The 18,029-nt window shown below is 68.7% G+C and carries 22 protein-coding genes; 11 read left to right on the forward strand and 11 right to left on the reverse strand.

Annotated elements, in window-relative coordinates; all coding sequences use genetic code 11:
- Positions 1-75 precede the first annotated feature (75 nt).
- Positions 76-441: a hypothetical protein gene (locus O7617_RS12955; RefSeq protein ID WP_282263746.1), complete on the forward strand. Its 366-nt coding sequence runs from the start codon at positions 76-78 to the stop codon at positions 439-441.
- A 90-nt stretch (positions 442-531) separates the two neighbouring features.
- Here O7617_RS12955 and O7617_RS12960 read toward each other — a convergent pair whose 3' ends face one another.
- Together O7617_RS12960 and O7617_RS12965 are read right to left on the reverse strand one after the other, a co-directional pair.
- Positions 532-732: a DUF397 domain-containing protein gene (locus O7617_RS12960; protein ID WP_282263747.1), complete on the reverse strand. Its 201-nt coding sequence runs from the start codon at positions 730-732 to the stop codon at positions 532-534.
- Positions 719-1,576, reverse strand: coding sequence for a helix-turn-helix transcriptional regulator (locus O7617_RS12965; RefSeq protein ID WP_282263748.1), 858 nt, complete (start codon positions 1,574-1,576; stop codon positions 719-721). Before O7617_RS12965 ends, O7617_RS12960 begins: the two co-directional genes overlap by 14 nt.
- A 250-nt stretch (positions 1,577-1,826) precedes the next feature.
- On the opposite strand from O7617_RS12965, the gene O7617_RS12970 reads away from it, so the two are divergent.
- The 4 genes from O7617_RS12970 to O7617_RS12985 all read left to right on the forward strand — a co-directional run bounded on the left by O7617_RS12970 (position 1,827) and on the right by O7617_RS12985 (position 4,372).
- A complete protein-coding gene (locus O7617_RS12970) occupies positions 1,827-1,970 on the forward strand; it encodes a hypothetical protein (protein WP_282263749.1) in 144 nt (47 codons plus the stop codon).
- Positions 1,967-2,215, forward strand: coding sequence for a hypothetical protein (locus O7617_RS12975; protein WP_282263750.1), 249 nt, complete (start codon positions 1,967-1,969; stop codon positions 2,213-2,215). The genes O7617_RS12970 and O7617_RS12975 overlap by 4 nt, the downstream gene beginning before the upstream one ends.
- Positions 2,216-2,762: 547 nt before the next feature.
- A complete protein-coding gene (locus tag O7617_RS12980) occupies positions 2,763-3,458 on the forward strand; it encodes a helix-turn-helix domain-containing protein (protein WP_282263751.1) in 696 nt (231 codons plus the stop codon).
- Between the two features lie 8 nt (positions 3,459-3,466).
- Positions 3,467-4,372 carry a haloacid dehalogenase-like hydrolase gene (locus O7617_RS12985; RefSeq protein WP_282264725.1) on the forward strand — a complete coding sequence of 302 codons (906 nt, stop codon included), beginning with the start codon at positions 3,467-3,469 and terminating at the stop codon, positions 4,370-4,372.
- Here the strand turns inward: O7617_RS12985 and O7617_RS12990 are convergent.
- The gene (locus O7617_RS12990) at positions 4,369-5,637 is read right to left on the reverse strand and encodes a helix-turn-helix transcriptional regulator (RefSeq protein WP_282263752.1); all 1,269 of its coding nucleotides are present in this window, start codon (positions 5,635-5,637) and stop codon (positions 4,369-4,371) included. The two genes, O7617_RS12985 and O7617_RS12990, sit on opposite strands and share 4 nt — an antisense overlap.
- 188 nt (positions 5,638-5,825) lie before the next feature.
- Between O7617_RS12990 and O7617_RS12995 the strand changes: the two genes are divergently transcribed.
- The gene (locus O7617_RS12995) at positions 5,826-6,413 is read left to right on the forward strand and encodes a CYTH domain-containing protein (RefSeq protein WP_282263753.1); all 588 of its coding nucleotides are present in this window, start codon (positions 5,826-5,828) and stop codon (positions 6,411-6,413) included.
- Positions 6,414-6,487: 74 nt separating this feature from the next.
- Here O7617_RS12995 and O7617_RS13000 read toward each other — a convergent pair whose 3' ends face one another.
- From O7617_RS13000 to O7617_RS13030, 7 genes are all read right to left on the reverse strand, one after another.
- Positions 6,488-6,946 (reverse strand): DUF296 domain-containing protein, encoded by a 459-nt coding sequence (locus O7617_RS13000; protein ID WP_282263754.1) that lies wholly within the window; start codon positions 6,944-6,946, stop codon positions 6,488-6,490.
- 84 nt (positions 6,947-7,030) lie between these two features.
- Positions 7,031-7,738 (reverse strand): creatininase family protein, encoded by a 708-nt coding sequence (locus O7617_RS13005; RefSeq protein ID WP_282263755.1) that lies wholly within the window; start codon positions 7,736-7,738, stop codon positions 7,031-7,033.
- Between the two features lie 4 nt (positions 7,739-7,742).
- Entirely contained in the window at positions 7,743-8,567 is an 825-nt protein-coding gene (locus O7617_RS13010; protein WP_282263756.1) for an endonuclease/exonuclease/phosphatase family protein, read from the reverse strand.
- A 15-nt stretch (positions 8,568-8,582) separates the two neighbouring features.
- A complete protein-coding gene (gene tmk / locus O7617_RS13015) occupies positions 8,583-9,182 on the reverse strand; it encodes a dTMP kinase (protein ID WP_282263757.1) in 600 nt (199 codons plus the stop codon).
- Positions 9,179-10,282: a radical SAM protein gene (locus O7617_RS13020; protein WP_282263758.1), complete on the reverse strand. Its 1,104-nt coding sequence runs from the start codon at positions 10,280-10,282 to the stop codon at positions 9,179-9,181. The genes tmk and O7617_RS13020 overlap by 4 nt, the downstream gene beginning before the upstream one ends.
- Positions 10,279-11,250 carry a phosphotransferase gene (locus tag O7617_RS13025; protein WP_282263759.1) on the reverse strand — a complete coding sequence of 324 codons (972 nt, stop codon included), beginning with the start codon at positions 11,248-11,250 and terminating at the stop codon, positions 10,279-10,281. The genes O7617_RS13020 and O7617_RS13025 overlap by 4 nt, the downstream gene beginning before the upstream one ends.
- Positions 11,247-11,834 carry a metal-dependent phosphohydrolase gene (locus O7617_RS13030; protein ID WP_282263760.1) on the reverse strand — a complete coding sequence of 196 codons (588 nt, stop codon included), beginning with the start codon at positions 11,832-11,834 and terminating at the stop codon, positions 11,247-11,249. Before O7617_RS13030 ends, O7617_RS13025 begins: the two co-directional genes overlap by 4 nt.
- A gap of 36 nt (positions 11,835-11,870) precedes the next feature.
- On the opposite strand from O7617_RS13030, the gene O7617_RS13035 reads away from it, so the two are divergent.
- Positions 11,871-12,317: a hypothetical protein gene (locus O7617_RS13035; RefSeq protein ID WP_282263762.1), complete on the forward strand. Its 447-nt coding sequence runs from the start codon at positions 11,871-11,873 to the stop codon at positions 12,315-12,317.
- Here the strand turns inward: O7617_RS13035 and O7617_RS13040 are convergent.
- Complete coding sequence (locus tag O7617_RS13040) at positions 12,307-12,918, reverse strand: hypothetical protein (protein WP_282263764.1); 612 nt, start codon at positions 12,916-12,918, stop codon at positions 12,307-12,309. The two genes, O7617_RS13035 and O7617_RS13040, sit on opposite strands and share 11 nt — an antisense overlap.
- Before the next feature lie 448 nt (positions 12,919-13,366).
- Here O7617_RS13040 and O7617_RS13045 point away from each other — a divergent pair, with 448 nt between their 5' ends.
- The 4 genes from O7617_RS13045 to O7617_RS13060 are packed head-to-tail and all read left to right on the forward strand — an operon-like array spanning position 13,367 to position 18,015.
- Positions 13,367-15,751, forward strand: a complete 2,385-nt coding sequence (locus tag O7617_RS13045; RefSeq protein ID WP_282263765.1) for a nitrate- and nitrite sensing domain-containing protein — start codon at positions 13,367-13,369, stop codon at positions 15,749-15,751.
- Positions 15,748-16,158 carry a roadblock/LC7 domain-containing protein gene (locus O7617_RS13050; protein WP_282263767.1) on the forward strand — a complete coding sequence of 137 codons (411 nt, stop codon included), beginning with the start codon at positions 15,748-15,750 and terminating at the stop codon, positions 16,156-16,158. Before O7617_RS13045 ends, O7617_RS13050 begins: the two co-directional genes overlap by 4 nt.
- Positions 16,155-16,754 (forward strand): ATP/GTP-binding protein, encoded by a 600-nt coding sequence (locus O7617_RS13055; protein WP_282263770.1) that lies wholly within the window; start codon positions 16,155-16,157, stop codon positions 16,752-16,754. Before O7617_RS13050 ends, O7617_RS13055 begins: the two co-directional genes overlap by 4 nt.
- Positions 16,755-16,800: 46 nt before the next feature.
- The gene (locus O7617_RS13060) at positions 16,801-18,015 is read left to right on the forward strand and encodes an ABC transporter substrate-binding protein (RefSeq protein WP_282263771.1); all 1,215 of its coding nucleotides are present in this window, start codon (positions 16,801-16,803) and stop codon (positions 18,013-18,015) included.
- The last annotated feature ends 14 nt before the right edge of the window (positions 18,016-18,029 follow it).

Here is an 18,029-nt window from a genome sequence, read left to right on the forward strand (position 1 = left end):
TTTGTCGGCAACCCTCGACCAACACTGACACACACGGTCAGCACCTGATCACGAGATTCGCGTACGGTTGGCTTTGTGTTAGCAGGAGTCCTGATCATCGAAAGTCTGCGCCACGACGTGACGCTCGAAGGCATCGACCTGCGAGTCGACAAGATCACCCGCTGGCAGAACCCTGCCCCAGCGCCTGGCCAGCCAGACACCTGGACGATCGTCAACTTCGTTTCGAGCCGCGACGATGCCGCTTGGCTGGCCGACCAGTTCGCCCAGGCCCTGAGCGGCCCAGGCTGGTACGTCGACTTCCACACCGAAGATCAGAAGTATGTCGTCTTCCCGGACAAGACCTTCGCTTACCGCAGGGGCGATACTCAGGGCCGCGCCGAAGCCGTCGCCTATGCCCGCTCCCAAGGTGTGCCGCCCGATCAGTGCGACTGGGGCGAATAGGTGATGTCGTCTTCGCATCCCGATGTGCCGCTTCCGGCACCAGACGCGGGGCGGCCGTGGGCGCCCAGCTGGGCGGGGCGCCCACCGACCTCAGTCAGTCAGGTCGAACTCGCCGAGCTTCGCGCCATCGATGAACGCGTCCCACTCAGCTTGGGTGAACGTCAGGATTGGCCCGCGCCCACGGGCCTTGGTGTCCCTGACCCCGATGGCGTCGGCGCCCAAACGGGCGACCTCCACGCACGATCCGTTGTTTCCGGATCGGCTGGACTTGAACCATTTAACCGATTGCATCCTTCTTCTCCTGGATAAATCGCATCGACTCCCTGGGCGACAGCGCCAGGGAGAGCAGGTGCTCGTGCACGCCCGTGAGCCGCCGGATCTCCTCGGGCGACTCCAGGAACAATTCTCCGGCCAGGGTCTCGATGTAGCCAAGGGGCGGGTCGCCGTCGGCGAAGGTCAGCACTTCGAAGCCGCCGTGCACGGCGAGGTGGGCGCCGGCAGCGAGCGTCAGGACCTGCACGGTGACGTTGGGCAGCGCGGCGACCTTGATGATGTGCTCCAGTTGGTCGCGGCGAACGTCGGCGTCGCCAACCTCCAGCATCAACGCCTGCTCGGTGATGATCGCCTGCAGCCGAAGCGGCGGGTTGCGCGCCGTCAACACCTCCTGCCGCTTGAGACGCGCCTCGACGCGCTGGGTGATCTCCTCCTGGTCAGTCTCCCGGCCGATGCGGATCACCTCCTGCGCGTAGGCGCGGGTCTGCATCAGCCCGGGGATGAGAGTCGGCTGGAACTGCCGAAGGTCCGTCGCCTCGGCTTCGTAGGCGATGAACGTGACGTAGCGCGCCGGGAGTGTATTGAGTCGCTGCCACCAGCCCGGCTCCCGCAACTGCTCGGCCATTGCCCGTAGTGCCCGGCCTTGCTCCGCGTCGTGCGGCACTTCATAGGCGACAAGGATCTCCAGTACGTCGCGCGGGCGCGGCTTGATGTCGCCGGACTCGATGCGCGCGATTCGCTGTTGAGAGCATTTGAGCAGCTTGGCCGCGTCTCCTTGGGTGAGACCGCGTGTCTCGCGTAGCCGCCGCAGCTCCCTGCCTAGACGGCGGGAGCGAGGCGTCGGTGGAGTGAATCGCGCCATCCTCTGATCCTCCCTCATACAAGGCAAGCCTTCCCAATGGGGTTCACCCATAGCTTAGGGCTTGCGCAGCATCGTACGATGCTGCAATATCGACCTACATAGTACGAGGCCGCAACGCAGCGTCACCATGACGTCGATGGCTGGCCAACGGCGGTCGGTGAGCTAAAGGCGAAGGCCGTCGTCCGCAACGCGACCTCAGTGCGACAGACCAACCGGGGCCTGGCTGACGCGTCAGGCACAGACCGATGAGGTGATCGCGGTGCTGTTCGGTGTTCTCTCGGCGTTGATGGTCGGCTATGTCGCCGGGCTGTTGTCCTTCAAGGTCAAGGACCGCTGGTGTCCGCGATGCGGGTCCACGACGGTCGCCCTCGAGCAGGTCAGGCGAGCGCGATGAACGTTCCTCGGCTGGGCGACGTGATCGAGGTCGGCGACCAGAACTACATGTACGGAACCGGTCATCTGACCTTGCGGGTCACCTGTATCGGTGGCCGGATCTACGTGCACGACGACGAGTGGCTCAACGTGGAAGGTCTAGCGCTGCGAACAGACGGCTCCCAGCTCGGCCAGAAGCCTCGACCCGCGCTCGTCCGGATGCGGGCAGTCCGCATCGCAGCGCCGCCACCGAGGTGGTCCGCATGAGAACGACTTACCTAGCCAGCACGGGGCTGAAGGAGGTCGAGCGAGTCCAGGCGGAGCTTGAACGCCACCTGACGGTCCGGCCATCCGGCCAGCGCGTCACATGCGGCGAGGTTGAACCATGCTCCGGCCGCCAGAGAGCGGGCCCCACACTCATCAAGCACGGCCGCCTTCTACGCCGCCCACCAAGGGCTCCAGGAATACAGCGCATCGATCCGACAACGACGGACGCTGCGCCGGCCTCATGTTTGCCTCAGCGGCGGCAAAGACGACGACGGGATGACCGCAGCGGCGTGCTGACTCACCGCTCGGCCAAAGGCTCGCCGCAGCCTCGCACGACTTGAGTTGGAGCGTCGGGGTCGGCGCCGATCACCCGCCCGCCGCCCTGCAGCAGGGCCAGCGCGGCGGCGTAAGGCCGGAGATCTCAGGGTCCTTGCAGGCGATCTGATAGGAGGGGACATCGATAGTGAACGGCGTACCGGGCGCTTCCACGAGGGCCGTGATGCGGACGGAACGGGTGAGCGCGACGGGCGCCGCTCCGTCCCCGGTCATGCCCGAACAGATCCGCGAGGCACAACAAGCGTTGGGGCTGCGATTGGCCCGATGCCGCAAGACGGCCGGCATTACCCAGGTCGCCCTGGCCAGGCGGACGGCATACTCCCGCAGCGCGATCGCCAACGTCGAGATCGGGCGACAGAACATACCCCGCAGCTTCTGGGAGCGCGTCGACCTCGAACTCGGCGCAGGAGGAGCGTTGGTGGACGCGTTCAACGCGCTTCACGAACTGGTCACCACCTACCGAGCCCACAAGGCTTGGATAGCCGAGCAGGACCGCCTGCGACGCCATCACGCAGCCATGCCACCACGCCCGCGACAAAACGACATGGTCGAGCCTGCCGCCTGCGGATGCACGATCACCGTCGCCCGATGGAGCGGACGCGAAACCCTCGCGTTGAGGGAGTCCCTGCGGCTGAGCGTGCAAGGCTTCGCAGAACGGCTTCGCGTCACCGCCTCGATCATCGCCCAGTGGGAGGACCGCAAGCAGCCGGTGCACCCTAGCCTCGCCATGCAGGCGGCCCTCGACGACGCGCTCAAGCTCGCCGACCAGGACGCTCGCTCCCGATTTGCACAGATCCTTCGCTCCCCACCGATGAGAGTCGACGACCATGCTGGCGCTTCAGCACGCGGTCGTTACGCCACGGTGACCCCGCTTCACCGGGGCGGTGGATCGCAGGCGGTGTTGTGAAGGTGGCGATGGTCGCGTCGTTGGCTTCCATGCAGGGGCTACGCCGGGCGCTCCTGTATCAGGTAGCGATAGCCATCTACGGACGTCACCGCGAGGGCGATCCCGGCGTATCGTGCATATGGGCGATCAGCACCGTCGTCGGCGCGAGGACACTGCGCTGGACGTGCGACGATGCTGCAATGAACCGTAGCAGCGCCGGCTTGGTCATCTGGGACGTTGACGGGACGCTCATCCCTGCGGACTTGCGCTGGCTGACGCGCGCGATCGCTCGTGCGTACGGCATCGCGGAGTCCGAGATTGTCTTCCCTGACAAGAAGGTGCATGGGTATACGGACGAGTCGATCGCCGTCGACACGGCGATCGCTTCGGGCGTGGACCCGTCATCTGCGGAGGCGGGCATACCCGCCTTCCGTCAGGCCATCGCCGCGGTTATGCAGGAGGGTCGGCAGGAGTTGGCTGAGGTCCAGCCGCCGTATCCAGGTGCTGCGGCGAGCATCGCGAAGCTGCACGAACATGGCTTCATCCAGACCGTGCTGACCGGCAACCTGCGTTCGGCCGCCGAGGTGAAGCTGGACGTGGCGGGCTTGGACGATTTTCTTGATCTTCGCGTCGGCGGGTTCGGGTCGGACGCGCGAGATCGCTTCCAGCTTCCGGCAGTCGTAGCTCAGCGCTACTCCGCGATCTACGGTGATCCGCTCGATTCCGCTCGAGCGATCGTCATCGGGGATGCGCCCAACGATATCGCTTGCGCACGTCACGCCGACTTTCGCGTCGCTGTCGTCGCTCACCGGCTTGGGCGTCGAGAGCTGGCATCCTACGAACCTGACGTGGTACTCGACAGTCTCGACCCGACGACGGTGGTGGCAGCCGTCAGTTCGCTGTTGAGTGCGGGCGGGACGCCGGCTGCTCGTTAGGCGGCCATCTGCTCCTCGAGTTCGAGGACAAGCGGCTCGTCGCGCCATCGGTCCAACCGTTGTCGAGCTCGTTGGGCTCGAGCGATGCCTCGATGGTTGCCACCTGCTTTCAGCTGGTCGTAGGTGGCGCCAAGCAGGGTGCAGGATCGTTCGAGTTCGCCGGCGTCGGCGTAGGCGCTGGCGAGGTCTACGGCTGCCGCCAACGCGACGTTGGCGTTGGCGTGGTCGTGTTGCAGCATCTGTACCGCACTTTCCAGCACGGTCACCGCCTGGTGGGGCTGACCGAGCAGGAGATGGCACGTGCCCGCGTAGACGTGGAGGCGAGCGCTACTCCAGTCGCTGTAGAGGCCGACACAGTCAACGGGCGACAAGTCGTTGACCGCTTCTTCTGCCCGCTTCAGGGCCGCCGTGGCCTCGCGGGGAAGTCGCAGGGCCGCGAAGGCTTGGGCCTGCTCGGCAGCTACTCGCGCCCGTGCGGGTGGACTGAGATCGGTGGACGCGCGGGCGGCCTCATCGAGTAGCCGCAGGCCGATCATGATGTCACCGTCTGCGTCGATCAGTGTGGCGGCTTCGGAGTGGAGGTTGCTCTCGAAGATGCGTGCCGTTGCGCTGATCCTGCGGCTGCCAAGCCTGTCGCCGAGCTGGCGGGCATAGGCACAGTGAGCGAGCGCGAGGGCACGGTTGCCCTGCGCGCTCCACAGCCTGCTGGCGACGATCGAGGCTTCGGCGAGCATCGCTCCGATATCAGCGCGGATGGGAGCACGACCCGCTTTGCGATACAGCGTCGACAGGCAGTCACGGTGGGCCTCGATCAGGCCCAGTAGCGCGTCGGGTGACACGGCCTGGCGCTGCTGGGCCAGCATGCTGGTGAGTGTGGAAAAGCTGTTCCACTCGCCCATCAGGTAGTCCGTTCCCGGCATCCGGGCGAGCGCCTCCGCAGCGGTGGAGGACGAGGGCTCAGCAGCCACGTGGCACGCCGTAGGGGCGGCCGTGCCGCTCAGCACGTGCCGGTTGCTGGCGAGCCGGATGCGATCGTATTCCCGGACCAGTCTGCCGCCGGTGCCCAACACCTCGTCGCTTCGGGCCCAGAAATCGCGGCCCACGCGCTGCCGGCCGGTCTCCACGTTCGCGATCGTGCTCCGCCCATAGCTCACCCGCGGGGCGTACGCCTCCTGCGTGTAACCAGCGGCTTTGCGGCTGCGGGCCAGCATTTGACCAAGAGCGATCCATGCCTTGGCCACGTCTTGTGGTGGCACGCTCGACATCAGCAGCTCCCGATGGGTACGAACGCTCGCGCGAGGCGAGGCAGGTTGGCGTGGGAGCACTGTAGTGCAGGTCTGTGATGCATCAGCTACTCAGCGGCTTCATCCAACACTCTTCCGACAAAGTTCCGACATTGGCCTCGCGGTCGTCCGAACTCGCGTGACCTCCGATGCTCGTATGCTCCCTGCTCGTGACCCACGAGCCGGCCAACAATGATCACGAGATTGAAGCCAAATACCGCGTCGACGACCTGCAGGGGTTGATCACGGCGCTCGCCCGGCGGCAGGTCGTGTTGACGGAGCCGTCGGTCCAGGACGACCAGGCGTACGCACCAGCCGGCTGGTCGTACGGAATGTCGAAGGTCGGTGTGCCGTTCGCGCGTCTTCGCACGCAGGAGGGGCGTCATCTGTTCACCGTGAAGAAGCCGATCGACAACGAGATGGCGTGCCTGGAGCACGAATGCGTGATCCTCGACCGCGACGCGATGCATGATGCTCTCGCCACGATGGGTTGGGTGCCAACGGTGCGGATCGTTAAGCAGCGCCGAGTCGGCGATTGGGACGGCGCGACGGTATGCGTGGACGTCGTTGACGGGCTCGGCGCGTTCGTCGAGGTGGAGCGGTTGGTCAGCTCCCAGCACTCAGGTGAACAGGTGCAGCACGGACTCGACGCGATGATTCGCTCACTCGGTGTGCCAGTACGGCGGGTTGTGGACACCTACGACACGTTGATCTGGAATCTGACGAGCGCGGCCGTGAGGACGTCGGCCCCGTTCTGAGGTGGGTCGAGTCCACGGATGTTGCCGCCCCGGCTGTGACGGCTGGAGACCTGGGCCGCCGCGCTCGACTGGCTTCAGGGGAACTGCAGGAGTGGCACGTCGTAGAGGTCGGCTTGGCGAACACGCGTCATCGCTGGCTCGAGGATCTCCACGATGATCATTTCGGTGAGGAACTGGACGGTCGCGGCGAGCAGGTGGCTGGTGTGGGCGGTGGCGCTGTGCGCTTTCAAGCCCACGGTGAGGTGGATGTGCGGCTGGATGGTGTCAGTGTCGGGGTCGTAGGCGAGGGTGCCGCCACCGAGGGCTTCGATGTTGGTCTGATGGACTTTGGACCAGACCGGGGCGTCGGGGTTGTCAAGGCGTTCGCAGGTGCCGACGATGTCCGCGCTGGCGAGGCCGGCGATGAAGGTGGGGATGTAGCCCTGGCGGATGTCGTGGGCGCGGCAGGTGCGGTCGAGGGCGTCGTAGAAGTCTTCTCCGTGGTCGAATACCGCGACGATGGTGCGGCCGGTGACGACTTCGCGGCTGCGCAATGTGGGCTCCTTCGAGTTTCGGCCGGCGCGCGGTGAGCGCTGAGTGCCACCAGGAGGATCGTGTCGCGTGGCGCGAGTGTTGGCCTATTGACGGGTAAGCGTGGTGAGGGTGTCCGCGAAGCTGCGGGCAAGGCTGGCCAGCACCGCCTGCCCCTTGGCGTCAGTGGCTAAAGATGGTTGCCCGACTACTCCGGTGCTCGTGTAGGCAGCCAAGCCGAGCGTCAGGAGATGTGGCCGTTCGGTGAGGTGATCGGCGGTTCCGAAGTCCGGGCCGACGGCATCCGGCGCGGCGTGGAGAAGGATCGACGTCTCGATCTCCCCGGCGTGCATGTCGTCGTGGGTGGTGCTGTCTAATCTGGCGTCGCGGCGTGCTTGGTCCCAGTCCTGTCGACCTGGAAAGAGCGCGAGGCGTGGCCGGTCAGTGTTGGCCTCTTGGACGATGTTGGACAACACATAGTTGCCGCCGTGCCCGTTGACGAGAACGAGATGGTCGATGCCTTGCCCATGGAGGGACGCCACGATGTCGTTGATGATGGCGGTGAGGGTGGTCGAGCTGAGACTGACAGTTCCTCGCCACGCGGCGTGCTCGTGGGAGCAGGACAGAGTGATTGGCGGAAGTAGGAAGAGGTCGTAACGTTCCGCGAGCGCGGTGGCGATGGCGCTGGCCACGATGGTGTCGGTGGCGAGCGGTAGATGCGAGCCGTGTTGTTCGAAGCTGCCGATGGGGAGGACGGCGACCGACGCTTGGCGGCGCGCTTCGTCGGCTGCCGTGGCGATCGTCCAGAGGGTCACGCGCCTATTCTGCCGCTCGTCTAGGGGTACGTGAGATCCAGCAAGCCACGATGTTGCCCGTACCGACACCCCGACCGCCGAGAGCCGGTGCGTCGATGTCGGCGCTGTGCGCCAAGTGGTCGGTGAGACCCTCAAGGCGAGGTTGGTTCAGGTAGGCGGCGGCTGCCAGATGGGGCAGCAGCCCAGGGCCAACATGGAGGTAGTCAAAGCGATAACCGTTGCCTGCTCGGCCGATCCAGCTGTGTGCCTGCACGTCGGGGTGCAGAGTCCGGTGGACGTCGCAGAGCCCGAGCGTGGCGAGGGCGTCGAGGAAGTCGTACTCGAAGGGTCGGAAGCCGGGGTAGCGGGGTTGGTGGTCGCGGCTGATGACGTTGTAGTCGCCGCCGACCACCAGATGTGCGCGGTCGGTGGTGGGTAGGCGGGCCAGGGTGTCGGTGACGGTGGTGAGGAAGGTCCGCTTCTTGGCGAGCTTGGCCGGTGCCCGGTCGCTGGAGGGGACGTAGAGGCCGAGGATCGTGACGGCGGGGTCGGTGTCGAGGATGACGGCGGGGGCCCGGCCAGGCAGGCTGATGCCCGCGGTGAGGTGCGGGGCTGGGCGGGTGGGGATGCGGCTGGCGATGGCGCAGCCGCGGTCACCGTCCGTCGAGGGCTGGTGGGCGATGGACATCCCGGCTGCCCGCAGGCCGGTGAGCAGGTGCCGGGTGCCGGGTCCGTTGCTGGTTTCGGTCAGGATGATCACGTGGTCGTCGCGGTGTAGCAACCAGGTCAGGAGCTTCTGCGCGCGGGCGAGCGCGGCGGCCTGCACGTTGATCGTCAGAATGGACAGCACGGTGAACCTCGCTGGTCAGGGGCCGTCAGCGGGTAGCAGGGCGAGAATAGTGTCCACGACCTGTTCGGGGTTGAGGCCGTGGCAGGCGACGACGTGTTGGCGCCACTGCTGCCGGTGCAGGTGGGTGGCGGCGTCGCGGTAGAGGGCGAGTTCTTTCTCGGGCGAGCCGGCCAGTTCCAGCCTGGTCAAGTGTGGTCTAGCTGTCAGTCGGGTGCGGATGACCTCCGGGTGGTCTTCGAGGTAGATGACGGTGGCGGGCAGGACGTAGCGGTTGTAGGACCAGATCTCGCCGAGGTCGAGGCCGTCGATGCGTTGCAGCACCAGCGAGGAGGCGACGTACCGGTCGGTGACGACGTGCAGTCCGTCGTCGAGCCGGGGGATGATCTCCGTTTCGATGTGCGCGGCGCGGTCGGCGGCCAGAGCGAGGGCCAGTGCCTTGCCATGCAGGAAGGATTCCTGGCGGCGCAGGAGCTGGCCCAGGGGCGTGCGGGTGGGCTCGCCGGTCAGGTGGACCCCTGCCGGTCCGAGTTCGGCGAGGCGGTCGGCCAGGCGACGGGCGACGGTGCTCTTGCCGACTCCGTTGGGGCCCTCCACGGCGATGAACAGGCTGCTCACCCCTTGGCCAGGGACAGCGGGAGCAGTCGACGGCCGGATGGGTCGGTGACGGGGCACTGCTCGGTATCGACATCGCCGATGCGGCCACCGGTGGCGATGACCGCGGCAGGGCAGCCCTTGCCGCACTGTCCGGCCAGCGCGCAGGAGCCGCAGGTCGGGTTGGCGCCGAGCCGGTAGCGGCCGTGGAAGTCGTAGGCGTCGAGGCCGGTGACAACCTCACTATCGAGGATGTTGCCGGTGAGGAACTCGGTATCGCGGTGCGCGGAGGCGGGCGTGCGAGCGGCGAAGACCAGGTAGGGGCACACGGCGACCTGCCCGTCGACGAAGACGTAGATCAGTTTTCCCGCGTCGCATCCGCCCAGCGGCAGGTCCTCGTTGGGGAACCGGATGCGCACGAGGTCGACCTGGCCGGCGAAGCGGTCGGTCACGGCCGTGATGGCGTCCATCGCGGCCGTGGTGGCGGCGAGCTTACTGCGGCTCTTCACCCCCCGTCCGAAGGAGGACAGCGGGTTCATCAGCACGTACTCGGCGCCGATGTCGACGGCGAAGGCGCACAGGTCCGCGAACTCCTGCGGCACGGTCAGCGCGTTGGGCGTGGACAGCAGGCCCTTGAGCAGGCCGGCTTCGGCGAACTTGCGGGTGGTGGCGACGGTGGTGGCGAACGACGACCGGTCGCCGCGGAACTTGCCGTGGCTGTCGGGCCGGAACCCGTCGAAGGACACGTTGACGTGAACGTTGCCCAAGGCGGCCAAGGCGGCTATATCGGTGTCGCGGGTCAGCGTCGCGTTGGTGCAGATGCCCACCGGCAGTCCCTGATCGGCCACCGCTTGGCACATGGCGATCAGGTCGGGGTGGACGAAGGGCTCGCCCCCGGTGAGCGTGAGGCGTTCGACTCGGGCGTCGAGCAGCCGGGGCAACACTCGGGTGGTGAAGTCGCCCAGGGACAGGTCGGACCCCACTGCGGTCGAGGAGACGAAGCAGTGGGCGCAGTGCAGGTTGCACCGTTCGGTGATCTGCACCAACGCCTTGCGTCCATCCCCGCCGACGGAGGTGCGGAAGTAGCAGGACGAGGCGTGGGTGTCCACGATGAGGCGCTTCATAAGGATCTTCCCGCGGTAGTGAGGTGAACTCCGGACGCGCCAAACGGGGCGGCGTCGAGCAGTTGCGCGGCAGCGTGCAGTTGGCGGTGCACGACCTGGGCGTGAGGGCCATCGGTGTGGGGCCGGTGGTGGCCTGCGGCAGCTGTGGTCAGGAACCACCAGGCTGCCCACACGCGGTGCCATCCCAGCGCCCACTGAGCTGCCGGCAGGCCACCGCGGTCTGAGTGAGCGTCGGTGCTGCCGCCAGCCGCGACGTAGGCGCGGATCAGGCGGGTGAGTTGGGCGGGGTCTGCGGCGTTGCGGGTGCCGAACCAGGTGGCGAGGTCGAGCAGGCCTGGTCCGGTGAATGCTTTCGCCCAGTCGACGAGACGGCATCCCGTGCGGCTGACGTGCAGTGAGCTGCGGTGGAACTCGCCGTGGCACAGCCCGAAGGGTTCTCTTTCGGCGCCGTCGGCGCGTCTGCCCGCCACGGCTACCAGCCGCCGTAGCAGTTCCTCGGCCTGGCCGGAGTCGACGAAGCGGCCCTGGCGGTGCAGCTCGTCGAGTGCGGCGAGCGCCTGCTCGGGCAGGCGCGCCAGGGTCCGCTGGTCGAACACGGGCAGCGTCGGCACCGGCGGGACGGCGTGGATTGCGCTGGCGACGGCTGCGGCCTCGGCGATAGTTGCTGGGCGGATGGGGTCGCCGAGGTCGTCCATCAGCATGCCCAGCGCCTGCGGACGTAGCGTGTAGCCGTGCAGGTGGGGCACGGCGGCACCGTGTTCGCTGAGGGATCGCAGCACGGCGGCTTCGCCGGTGAACGGTGATGTGGCGAGCTTGCAGATCACGCTGCTGCCGTCGCTCAGGTACAGCCGCTGCACCGTCGACAGTTCCCACTCCTCGATGACCTGCCCACCGGTCTGTTGATGGCCGGCGGCGGTGAGCAGGTCGCGGCGTAGCTGGTCCGCCAACGCGGCATCTATGGCGATCATGGTTTGCTCGCCGTCTGGATGCTGGTGGCGGCTCGCTCAAGCAGCGCCAGCGCGGTGTCGAGGCGTGCCGACATCCCCGCCGGCAGCCGGGGGTGGGCTGCCTGGTGAAAGGCCCGGAAGTGCGGCAGCAGCGTGAGTAGCGCCGGGCGCGTGCGGAGGAAGTCAGTGACGTCGCCGCTGGCATGTGCCCGTCGCAGCAGCGAAGTTAGCGCGACGATCTTGTCGGCGGTCGAGGCCAGCAGTACCGGCAGGTCGTCGACGCGGATGGGCGGGTCCGGCATGTCGAGGGCCTGGTGCTCGGCCTGCAGGGCGGCGATGATCCGCGGTACCTGCGGGCCGTAGGCGACGGCGAGGACCTGGTAGATGTCCGGCGTGCGGGGCGCGAAGTCGGGAATGTCGTGCAGCAGCGCTGCCGCTATCAGATCCGGGTCCGGGTGTAGTACATGTTCGCCGATGGTCACGGCGACCCGGACCGCGTGGGCTAGTGCGGGGCGGTCGTCGATGGCGTGTCCGGTGCACCATCGCTGGGCGTCGCGTAGGGCGCGGTCGATGGTGGCGGCCCGGGGAGGGGATAAGACGGTCATGGCCTGATACCTCCTGGTTGCCGTAGCATCGGCGCCATGTCCGGGCCGCTACCGCAGTGGTGTGAGCAAACGTGCGTCGTGTGTCCCGCCCAGCAGCTCGGGCCGGGCCAGTTCGACGTGGTCGACCGGCCCGGACCCGAGTTCGCCTACAACCCGGATATCGGATGGCGAGTCACCGCCGAGGGCATCGCGGTGTGTGTGCACCCGTACCGGGTCGGACTGCCACCGGGCCGCTACGCCTCGCGCGGCGAGCCGGTCCCCGAACAGGCGTCACGACCGGCGCCGACGCCTGCCTCCCTGGTACTGCCTGCCGACCTGGTGGATCTGGAAGGCTGGCTCGTCGCCGTGCTGCGCGACGCCCCGTCGGAGCAGATCTTCGGTGCCGTCGCCCGCGCCGAGCGCCTCGCCGGCGAGAGGTTCGACCCGAAGCAGGTGGTGGCGGCCATGCGGCGGGTGCTGTCGGTGGAGCTGGCTAACCGCTGACCCCGACGGGCGTGGTCGCCGTGTCTGGCTGGTCGAAGGCGAAGTCGTGGCTGCGTCCGTCGCGTCCCAGGCCTGCGGCCTGGTAGTGGGCGTTGAGCTGGTTCAATCGGCGGGTCACCTCGGCGGAGTCCAGCCAGTACCGCAGCGGCTGCGGCCCCCAGCCGGTGGCGGCGTAGTACGCGTCGGTCAGGCAGCCGCGGGTGTAGGTGAACTCCTCCAACTCTGTGGCGTGCGGGAACGTGACCCCGAGGTCGCGCTGCATCCGGGACATGAGGGTGAACTGCGCCAGCACGGCGTGGATCATCTCGTCGACCGGCGCCGGCACCAGCAGCTCCGCGGCTTCCTCGTCGCCGCCGGAGAGCTCGAACACCGCGGCCTTGAGCGCCAGGACCCGCATCGCCTCGGTCAGCAACGGGCCCGCGTCCCGGTCGAGGGACCACTGGCTGATCGCCGGGTACCCGGTGAAGGTCGCCCAGCAGCTGGAGTACTTCATCGACGAGCTGCGTAGCCGCTCGGACGACGGGTGCTGCGTGATCAGGTCGAGGATCTCGGCGGCTCGGCGACCGACCTCAGCGGGTTCGGGCATGGTTCGTGGGGCCATGGCACATCCCTCCTACGGGAGCGTTGGGCACAGGCAGGCGAAACCAGCCGGCGGCCGGATCGCCCGTCACCGCTGTCCGCGCCGCTGGCGCTCACGGTGATGCCCCCATTAACGGCCGGGTGCACGGATGTCGATAACCCATTGCTGTGACCTCTGACAAAGCTCCGACATTGACCGTCCCAGACCATTGAGCGGCCCCGACGGCCGCAAGCCGCGATGCAGCGTGTCAGCACGCGATGCGCGCCGCCCGCCCCAGGCGTGGTAGCCGCCATCGGGAAAGGGCGGATTGTCGGCGGATTGTCAGACGTGGACGGCGAGCCTTACCGACATCGACGGTCTTCGCCTTTAGTCACTCTCGTCGCCGTGGACGCGTGTGCCGTATCCCGGCCCGCAGCAGACCGCAGCGCGGACGACCGCGCCAATTCGCCGGATTGTGGGAAGGACTGTTGTGCCTGTTGCTCGGAGGCTTGCGCTCCTGCTGCTGATCCCGTTGGCGGCGACTCTGGTCTTCGCCTCGTGGGGTGTGGCATCGACGAGCCGTCAGGCGCGCAGTGCCGACCGCCTGCAGTCGCTGGTGGCGGTGTCGGCCGCGGTGGGTGAGGTGCTGCACGAACTCGACCGGGAGCGGCAGGTCGCCGGCGGGCTGGTCGGTGATTCGGCGGGTGGCCTCAACGGTTATCTCGAGCAGGTCGCGGCATCCGACCGGGCGGTGGACGCCTACCGGCAGCGCCGCGGCGAGCTCGATGCCTCGGATTCGGTCAGTCGGCTGGTGGGGCCGTTCGACGAGCAGCTGCGGTTGCTTCCGGTGTTTAGGGAGCAGGTCAAGGCGCGGTCGGCGTCGCTGACGGCGGTGCTGGTGCGGTATCGGGCGGTGCTCGCGCAGGGGCTGGCGGTGCGGGAGACCGTAGGTCAGGTCGGCGGTGCGGACGGTGCGGTCGCGGACCAGTTGCGGGTGGCGGCGGCGTTGTCGCAGGCCGGGCAGTACGCGGGTATCCAACAGGCAGCGGTAGCTGCCGGCAACGGCGCCGTGGTGTCGCAGGCGGTGCAGCGGGAGCTGGCCGCGACCCGTGCCGGGTATGACGAGGCGTTGCTGGCGGTGTCGCAGCGGTCGCCGGCGCGGTGGCGGTCGTGGCTTGACCAGGCGCTGTCCGGCCCGCAGGTCCTCGCGGCGCAGCGTCTCGACGACGAGGTCGCCCGCACTCAGGTGGGTCAGCGGTTGCGGGTGAACGCGTCCCGGTGGGCTGCGGCCAGTAATGAGCGGCGCGACCGGCTGCACGAGGTGCAGACCCGCGTCGACGCGGACATCGCCGCCGAGGTGGGGCGGCAACGCCGAGAGCAGTGGGTCACCACGGGTGTGCTGTCGGCGGTCGCCGTGGCGCTGACCCTGGCCGCCGCGGCGCTGGCGTGGCGGCAGGGTCGGGCGTTGGCGCGGCGGCTGCGGCGGGTCCGTGACGCGGTCACTCGTGTCGCGGAGCGGGACCTGCCGGACCTGGTCCGCCGCGTTGACGCGGCGGATCCTGCCGACCCGGCGTCGGTTCCGCCGCCGCCTTCCGCGCTGGCACCCGCAGCGGCGCGGGACGAGGTGGACGAGGTGGCCGCCGCGTTCGACACGCTGGCGTTGAACACGTACCGGATCTCGACGGATCTGGCGCGGCAGCGGCGGGTGGCCGCCGGTGCGGTGGAGGCGGTGGGTCGGCGGTGTCAGGGGATGACGCATCGGCTGCTGCGCGAGTTGGACATGGCCGAGCGGGACGAGAAGGACGCCGCGACCCTGGCGACGTTCTTCGCGGTGGACAGTCTCGCCGCGCAGTTGCTGCACGCCACGCAGAGTCTGCTGGTGCTGTCGGGACGGTCGTTGGGGGCGGTGCATCCGCAGCCGGCGGAGCTGGTGACGGTGGCGCAGGCGGCGCAGGGCCGGATCCAGGAGTACCGGCGGGTGCGGCTCGGGGTGATCGACGAGCGGGTGCTGGTGCCGCCACCGATGATCGACGACCTGGTGCACCTGTTGGCGTCGCTGCTGGACAACGCGACCCGCTACAGCCCCGGCGACGCGGTGGTCACCGGGCATCTGCTGGGCAACCGGGTGATCATCCAGGTCACCGACACCGGGCCCGGCATCAAGCCGGACCTGCTGGTCCGGCTCAACGCCGAGCTGGCCGAACCCGCGCCGATGATCGAGGTTGAGCACATCCGGCGCCAGGGCCTGGCCACCGTCGCGCTGCTGGCCGCGGCGCATGGGCTACGCGTGCGGCTGCTGCCGGGACAGCCGCACGGCACGGTAGCGGAAGTCGAGATCTCCGCCGACAAACTCCTAATCGGCGTTCCCGAGCCGGCCGCGCTGCCCACCGGCCCGATCGCCGGCCGGCGTGCTCCCGGCGGCACGCCCGCGTCCACCCTTACCCTGCCCGCGCCCACGGCGGCACCGGCCGGGCGCGGCGGCTCGGCCGCGCTGCCCACCCGGCGCCGGTCGTCCACCCCGAGCGCGGCAGACGGCCCTACCCAGGCGCTGCCGTTGATTCCGGTGCCCCGCCGGGCGCCTGAGTCAGAGTCGACGCCGGCCTACGACGAGACAGCCCGACACCTGCCGGCTCCGGCGTGGTTCGTCGAGGGAGCCACGGTGCACATGCCCTCCACCCCTGCGCGCGGGCTGCCCGGACAGGACGCCACCACGGCCAACGGCCTGCCGAAGCGGCAGCCCATGTCCGCGTTCACACCCCCGCCCCTGCCCGCTGCCGACGCGCCGGTCCGCTCAATGGGTGGCCTGGCCCGTACGGCGGGGGCCTACCAGCGCGGCCTCGACCGCCGCTTTCCCCAGTCGAAGGGCCAGTCATGAGCGATCTGAGTTACCTGCTGAACACCAACCTCGTCGCCCGCGTGCCCGGGATCAGCCAGGCCGTGGCCGTGTCGGCCGACGGGCTGCTGCTGGCCTGGACAGACGGGCTCAACCGGGACGCCGCCGAGCGCCTCGCCGCAGTGGCGGCCGGAATGAACAGCCTGCTCAACGGCGCCGCCCGCGACCTGTCCGCGGGCGCGGTGCGGGGCAACCTGACCGAGCTGGCGCACGGGTTCCTGATTCTGGTGGCGGTGAGCACCGGCGCGTCGCTGCTGACCCTGGCCACCCGCGACGCCGACCTCGCGTTCGTCACCGAGGAACTCGGCCGTTTCGCCGAGCAGGTCGGCGACCAGCTCACCCCCGCCTTCGCCGGCACACTCACCACCGCGGCGGCCGGCCGGCGATGACCGCACCCGCCCTCACCGTCCGGCGACCCGCCGGCGGGCCGCCGAGCCTGAAGATCGTGCTCACCGGGCCGTTCGGCGTCGGGAAGACCACCCTCGTCGGCGCGGTCTCCGACATCGCACCGGTCACCACCGAGGTCCGCATGTCCGCCGGCAACGCCGCCGACGACACGACCCTCATGCCGGCCAAGACCACCACCACGGTGGCGATGGACTTCGGCCGCCTCGACGTCGACGGCGTCACCGTCTACGTCTACGGCACCCCAGGCCAGCACCGCTTCTGGTTCATGTGGGACGCCATCGTCCGGGGCGCCGCCGGCTCCGTGGTCCTGGTCGACACCCGCCGCCTGCAGGACTCGTTCCGGCACCTCGACTACGTCGACCACGTCCGGCTGCCCTACGTCGTCGCGGTCAACCAGTTCCCCGGTGCCCGCTCCTACCCCGCATCGGCCATCCGTGAAGCCCTCGCCCTGGCCGCGGACGTGCCGATCGTCGACATCGACGCCCGCGACCGCGACAGCGTCCGCCGGCTGCTCATCGCCCTCATCGAGCACGTCATCACCCAGACCACGCCCCGCTCGGCGGTCGCTCAGCCCTGAGCGCCCGCAGAACCCGCCCCTCACCCCTGACGAAGGAGCATCTTCGATGTCTGATCCCCGACCACGCCTGCGACGTGGGCTCGCCACCCTGACCGCTGTGGGTCTCCTGCTGACCGGCGCCGCGTGCAGCAGCACCGCCACCGACTCCGGCACGGTCCGTGTGGGGCTGCTGGTCTCCCTGTCGGGCACCTACGCCGCCGTCGGCGAGGACATGCAGCGCGGTTTCCGCCTCTACCTCGACACCCACGACGGCAAACTCGGCGGCCGGAAGATCGACCTGGTCGTGGCCGACGAGGGCGACGGCCCCGCCACGGCCGTCCCCGCCGCGCAGAAGCTCCTCGAACGCGACCAGGTGGTCGCCCTGACCGGCCTGGTCGGCGGCGCGACGGTCGACAAGGTGCAGACCCTCACCACGCAGCGGAAGATACCCCTGCTCGGCGCGAACGCCCGGCCAGCGTTCGCACCCGTCGGCGGCAAGCCCCGCGACCTGGCCTACACCTGGCACACCTCCTACAACTCAGACGAGCCGGGCATCGCCATCGCCGAGTACGTCAAGGCGCAGGTCGGCGACGGTCAGGTGTACGCGATCGGCCCGGACTACCAGGGCGGCTACGACGAACTGCGGGGCTTCACCGACACCTTCACCCGCCTCGGCGGGAAACTCGCCAACCCCGACGGGAAGACCCTGTTCACGCCGTTCCCGGCGACGGAGAACTTCCTGCCGTACCTGAACAAGGCCGCCGAGACCAAACCGAAGGCCGTCTATACCTTCTACGCCGGGGCCGCGGCGGTGGCGTTCGTCAAGCAGTACGCCCAGTCCGACCTTGCCGACGTCCCGCTCTACGCCGCCGGCTTCCTGACCGAAGGGTCCGTGCTCACCGCGCAGGGACCGGCGGCCACCGGCATCCGCAACGTCCTCAACTACAGCCCCACCCTCGCCAACCAGGCCAACCAGGACTTCGTCGCCGCCTGGTCCGCCGCCGGCCATCCGGGCCAGCCGACGACCTTCGCGATGGCCTCCTACGACGCCGCCGCCGTCCTCGACCGGGCGCTGACCGCCGTGAACGGCGAGGTGACCGGGGAGAAGCTCAACGCCGCGATCGGGCAGGTCGGGCGGGTCGTCTCCCCTCGCGGGGACTGGCAGTTCCACCCCACCGAGCACCGCCCGGTGCAGCGCTGGTACCTGCGCGAGGTCCGTAACGACGGCCCAGTGCTGTCCAACGTCCTGGTGCAGGACCTCACCACCCTGCCCGCCAGCTGACCAGACCAAGCACA

This window comes from Micromonospora sp. WMMD1155 (genome assembly GCF_029581275.1).
In the GTDB taxonomy this organism is placed as follows: domain Bacteria; phylum Actinomycetota; class Actinomycetes; order Mycobacteriales; family Micromonosporaceae; genus Micromonospora.

Excerpts from the sequence above, each read along its gene's own strand:
- O7617_RS12985 (WP_282264725.1), top strand. The coding sequence starts at position 3,467 with ATGGTCGCGTCGTTGGCTTCCATGCAGGGGCTACGCCGGGCGCTCCTG.
- O7617_RS12960 (WP_282263747.1), bottom strand. The coding sequence starts at position 732 with ATGCAATCGGTTAAATGGTTCAAGTCCAGCCGATCCGGAAACAACGGA.
- O7617_RS13040 (WP_282263764.1), bottom strand. The coding sequence starts at position 12,918 with ATGGCCCCACGAACCATGCCCGAACCCGCTGAGGTCGGTCGCCGAGCC.
- O7617_RS12975 (WP_282263750.1), top strand. The coding sequence starts at position 1,967 with ATGAACGTTCCTCGGCTGGGCGACGTGATCGAGGTCGGCGACCAGAAC.
- O7617_RS12980 (WP_282263751.1), top strand. The coding sequence starts at position 2,763 with ATGCCCGAACAGATCCGCGAGGCACAACAAGCGTTGGGGCTGCGATTG.
- O7617_RS13055 (WP_282263770.1), top strand. The coding sequence starts at position 16,155 with ATGACCGCACCCGCCCTCACCGTCCGGCGACCCGCCGGCGGGCCGCCG.
- O7617_RS13050 (WP_282263767.1), top strand. The coding sequence starts at position 15,748 with ATGAGCGATCTGAGTTACCTGCTGAACACCAACCTCGTCGCCCGCGTG.
- O7617_RS13060 (WP_282263771.1), top strand. The coding sequence starts at position 16,801 with ATGTCTGATCCCCGACCACGCCTGCGACGTGGGCTCGCCACCCTGACC.
- O7617_RS13025 (WP_282263759.1), bottom strand. The coding sequence starts at position 11,250 with ATGATCGCCATAGATGCCGCGTTGGCGGACCAGCTACGCCGCGACCTG.
- O7617_RS13020 (WP_282263758.1), bottom strand. The coding sequence starts at position 10,282 with ATGAAGCGCCTCATCGTGGACACCCACGCCTCGTCCTGCTACTTCCGC.
- O7617_RS13030 (WP_282263760.1), bottom strand. The coding sequence starts at position 11,834 with ATGACCGTCTTATCCCCTCCCCGGGCCGCCACCATCGACCGCGCCCTA.
- O7617_RS12990 (WP_282263752.1), bottom strand. The coding sequence starts at position 5,637 with ATGTCGAGCGTGCCACCACAAGACGTGGCCAAGGCATGGATCGCTCTT.
- O7617_RS13035 (WP_282263762.1), top strand. The coding sequence starts at position 11,871 with ATGTCCGGGCCGCTACCGCAGTGGTGTGAGCAAACGTGCGTCGTGTGT.
- O7617_RS12965 (WP_282263748.1), bottom strand. The coding sequence starts at position 1,576 with ATGGCGCGATTCACTCCACCGACGCCTCGCTCCCGCCGTCTAGGCAGG.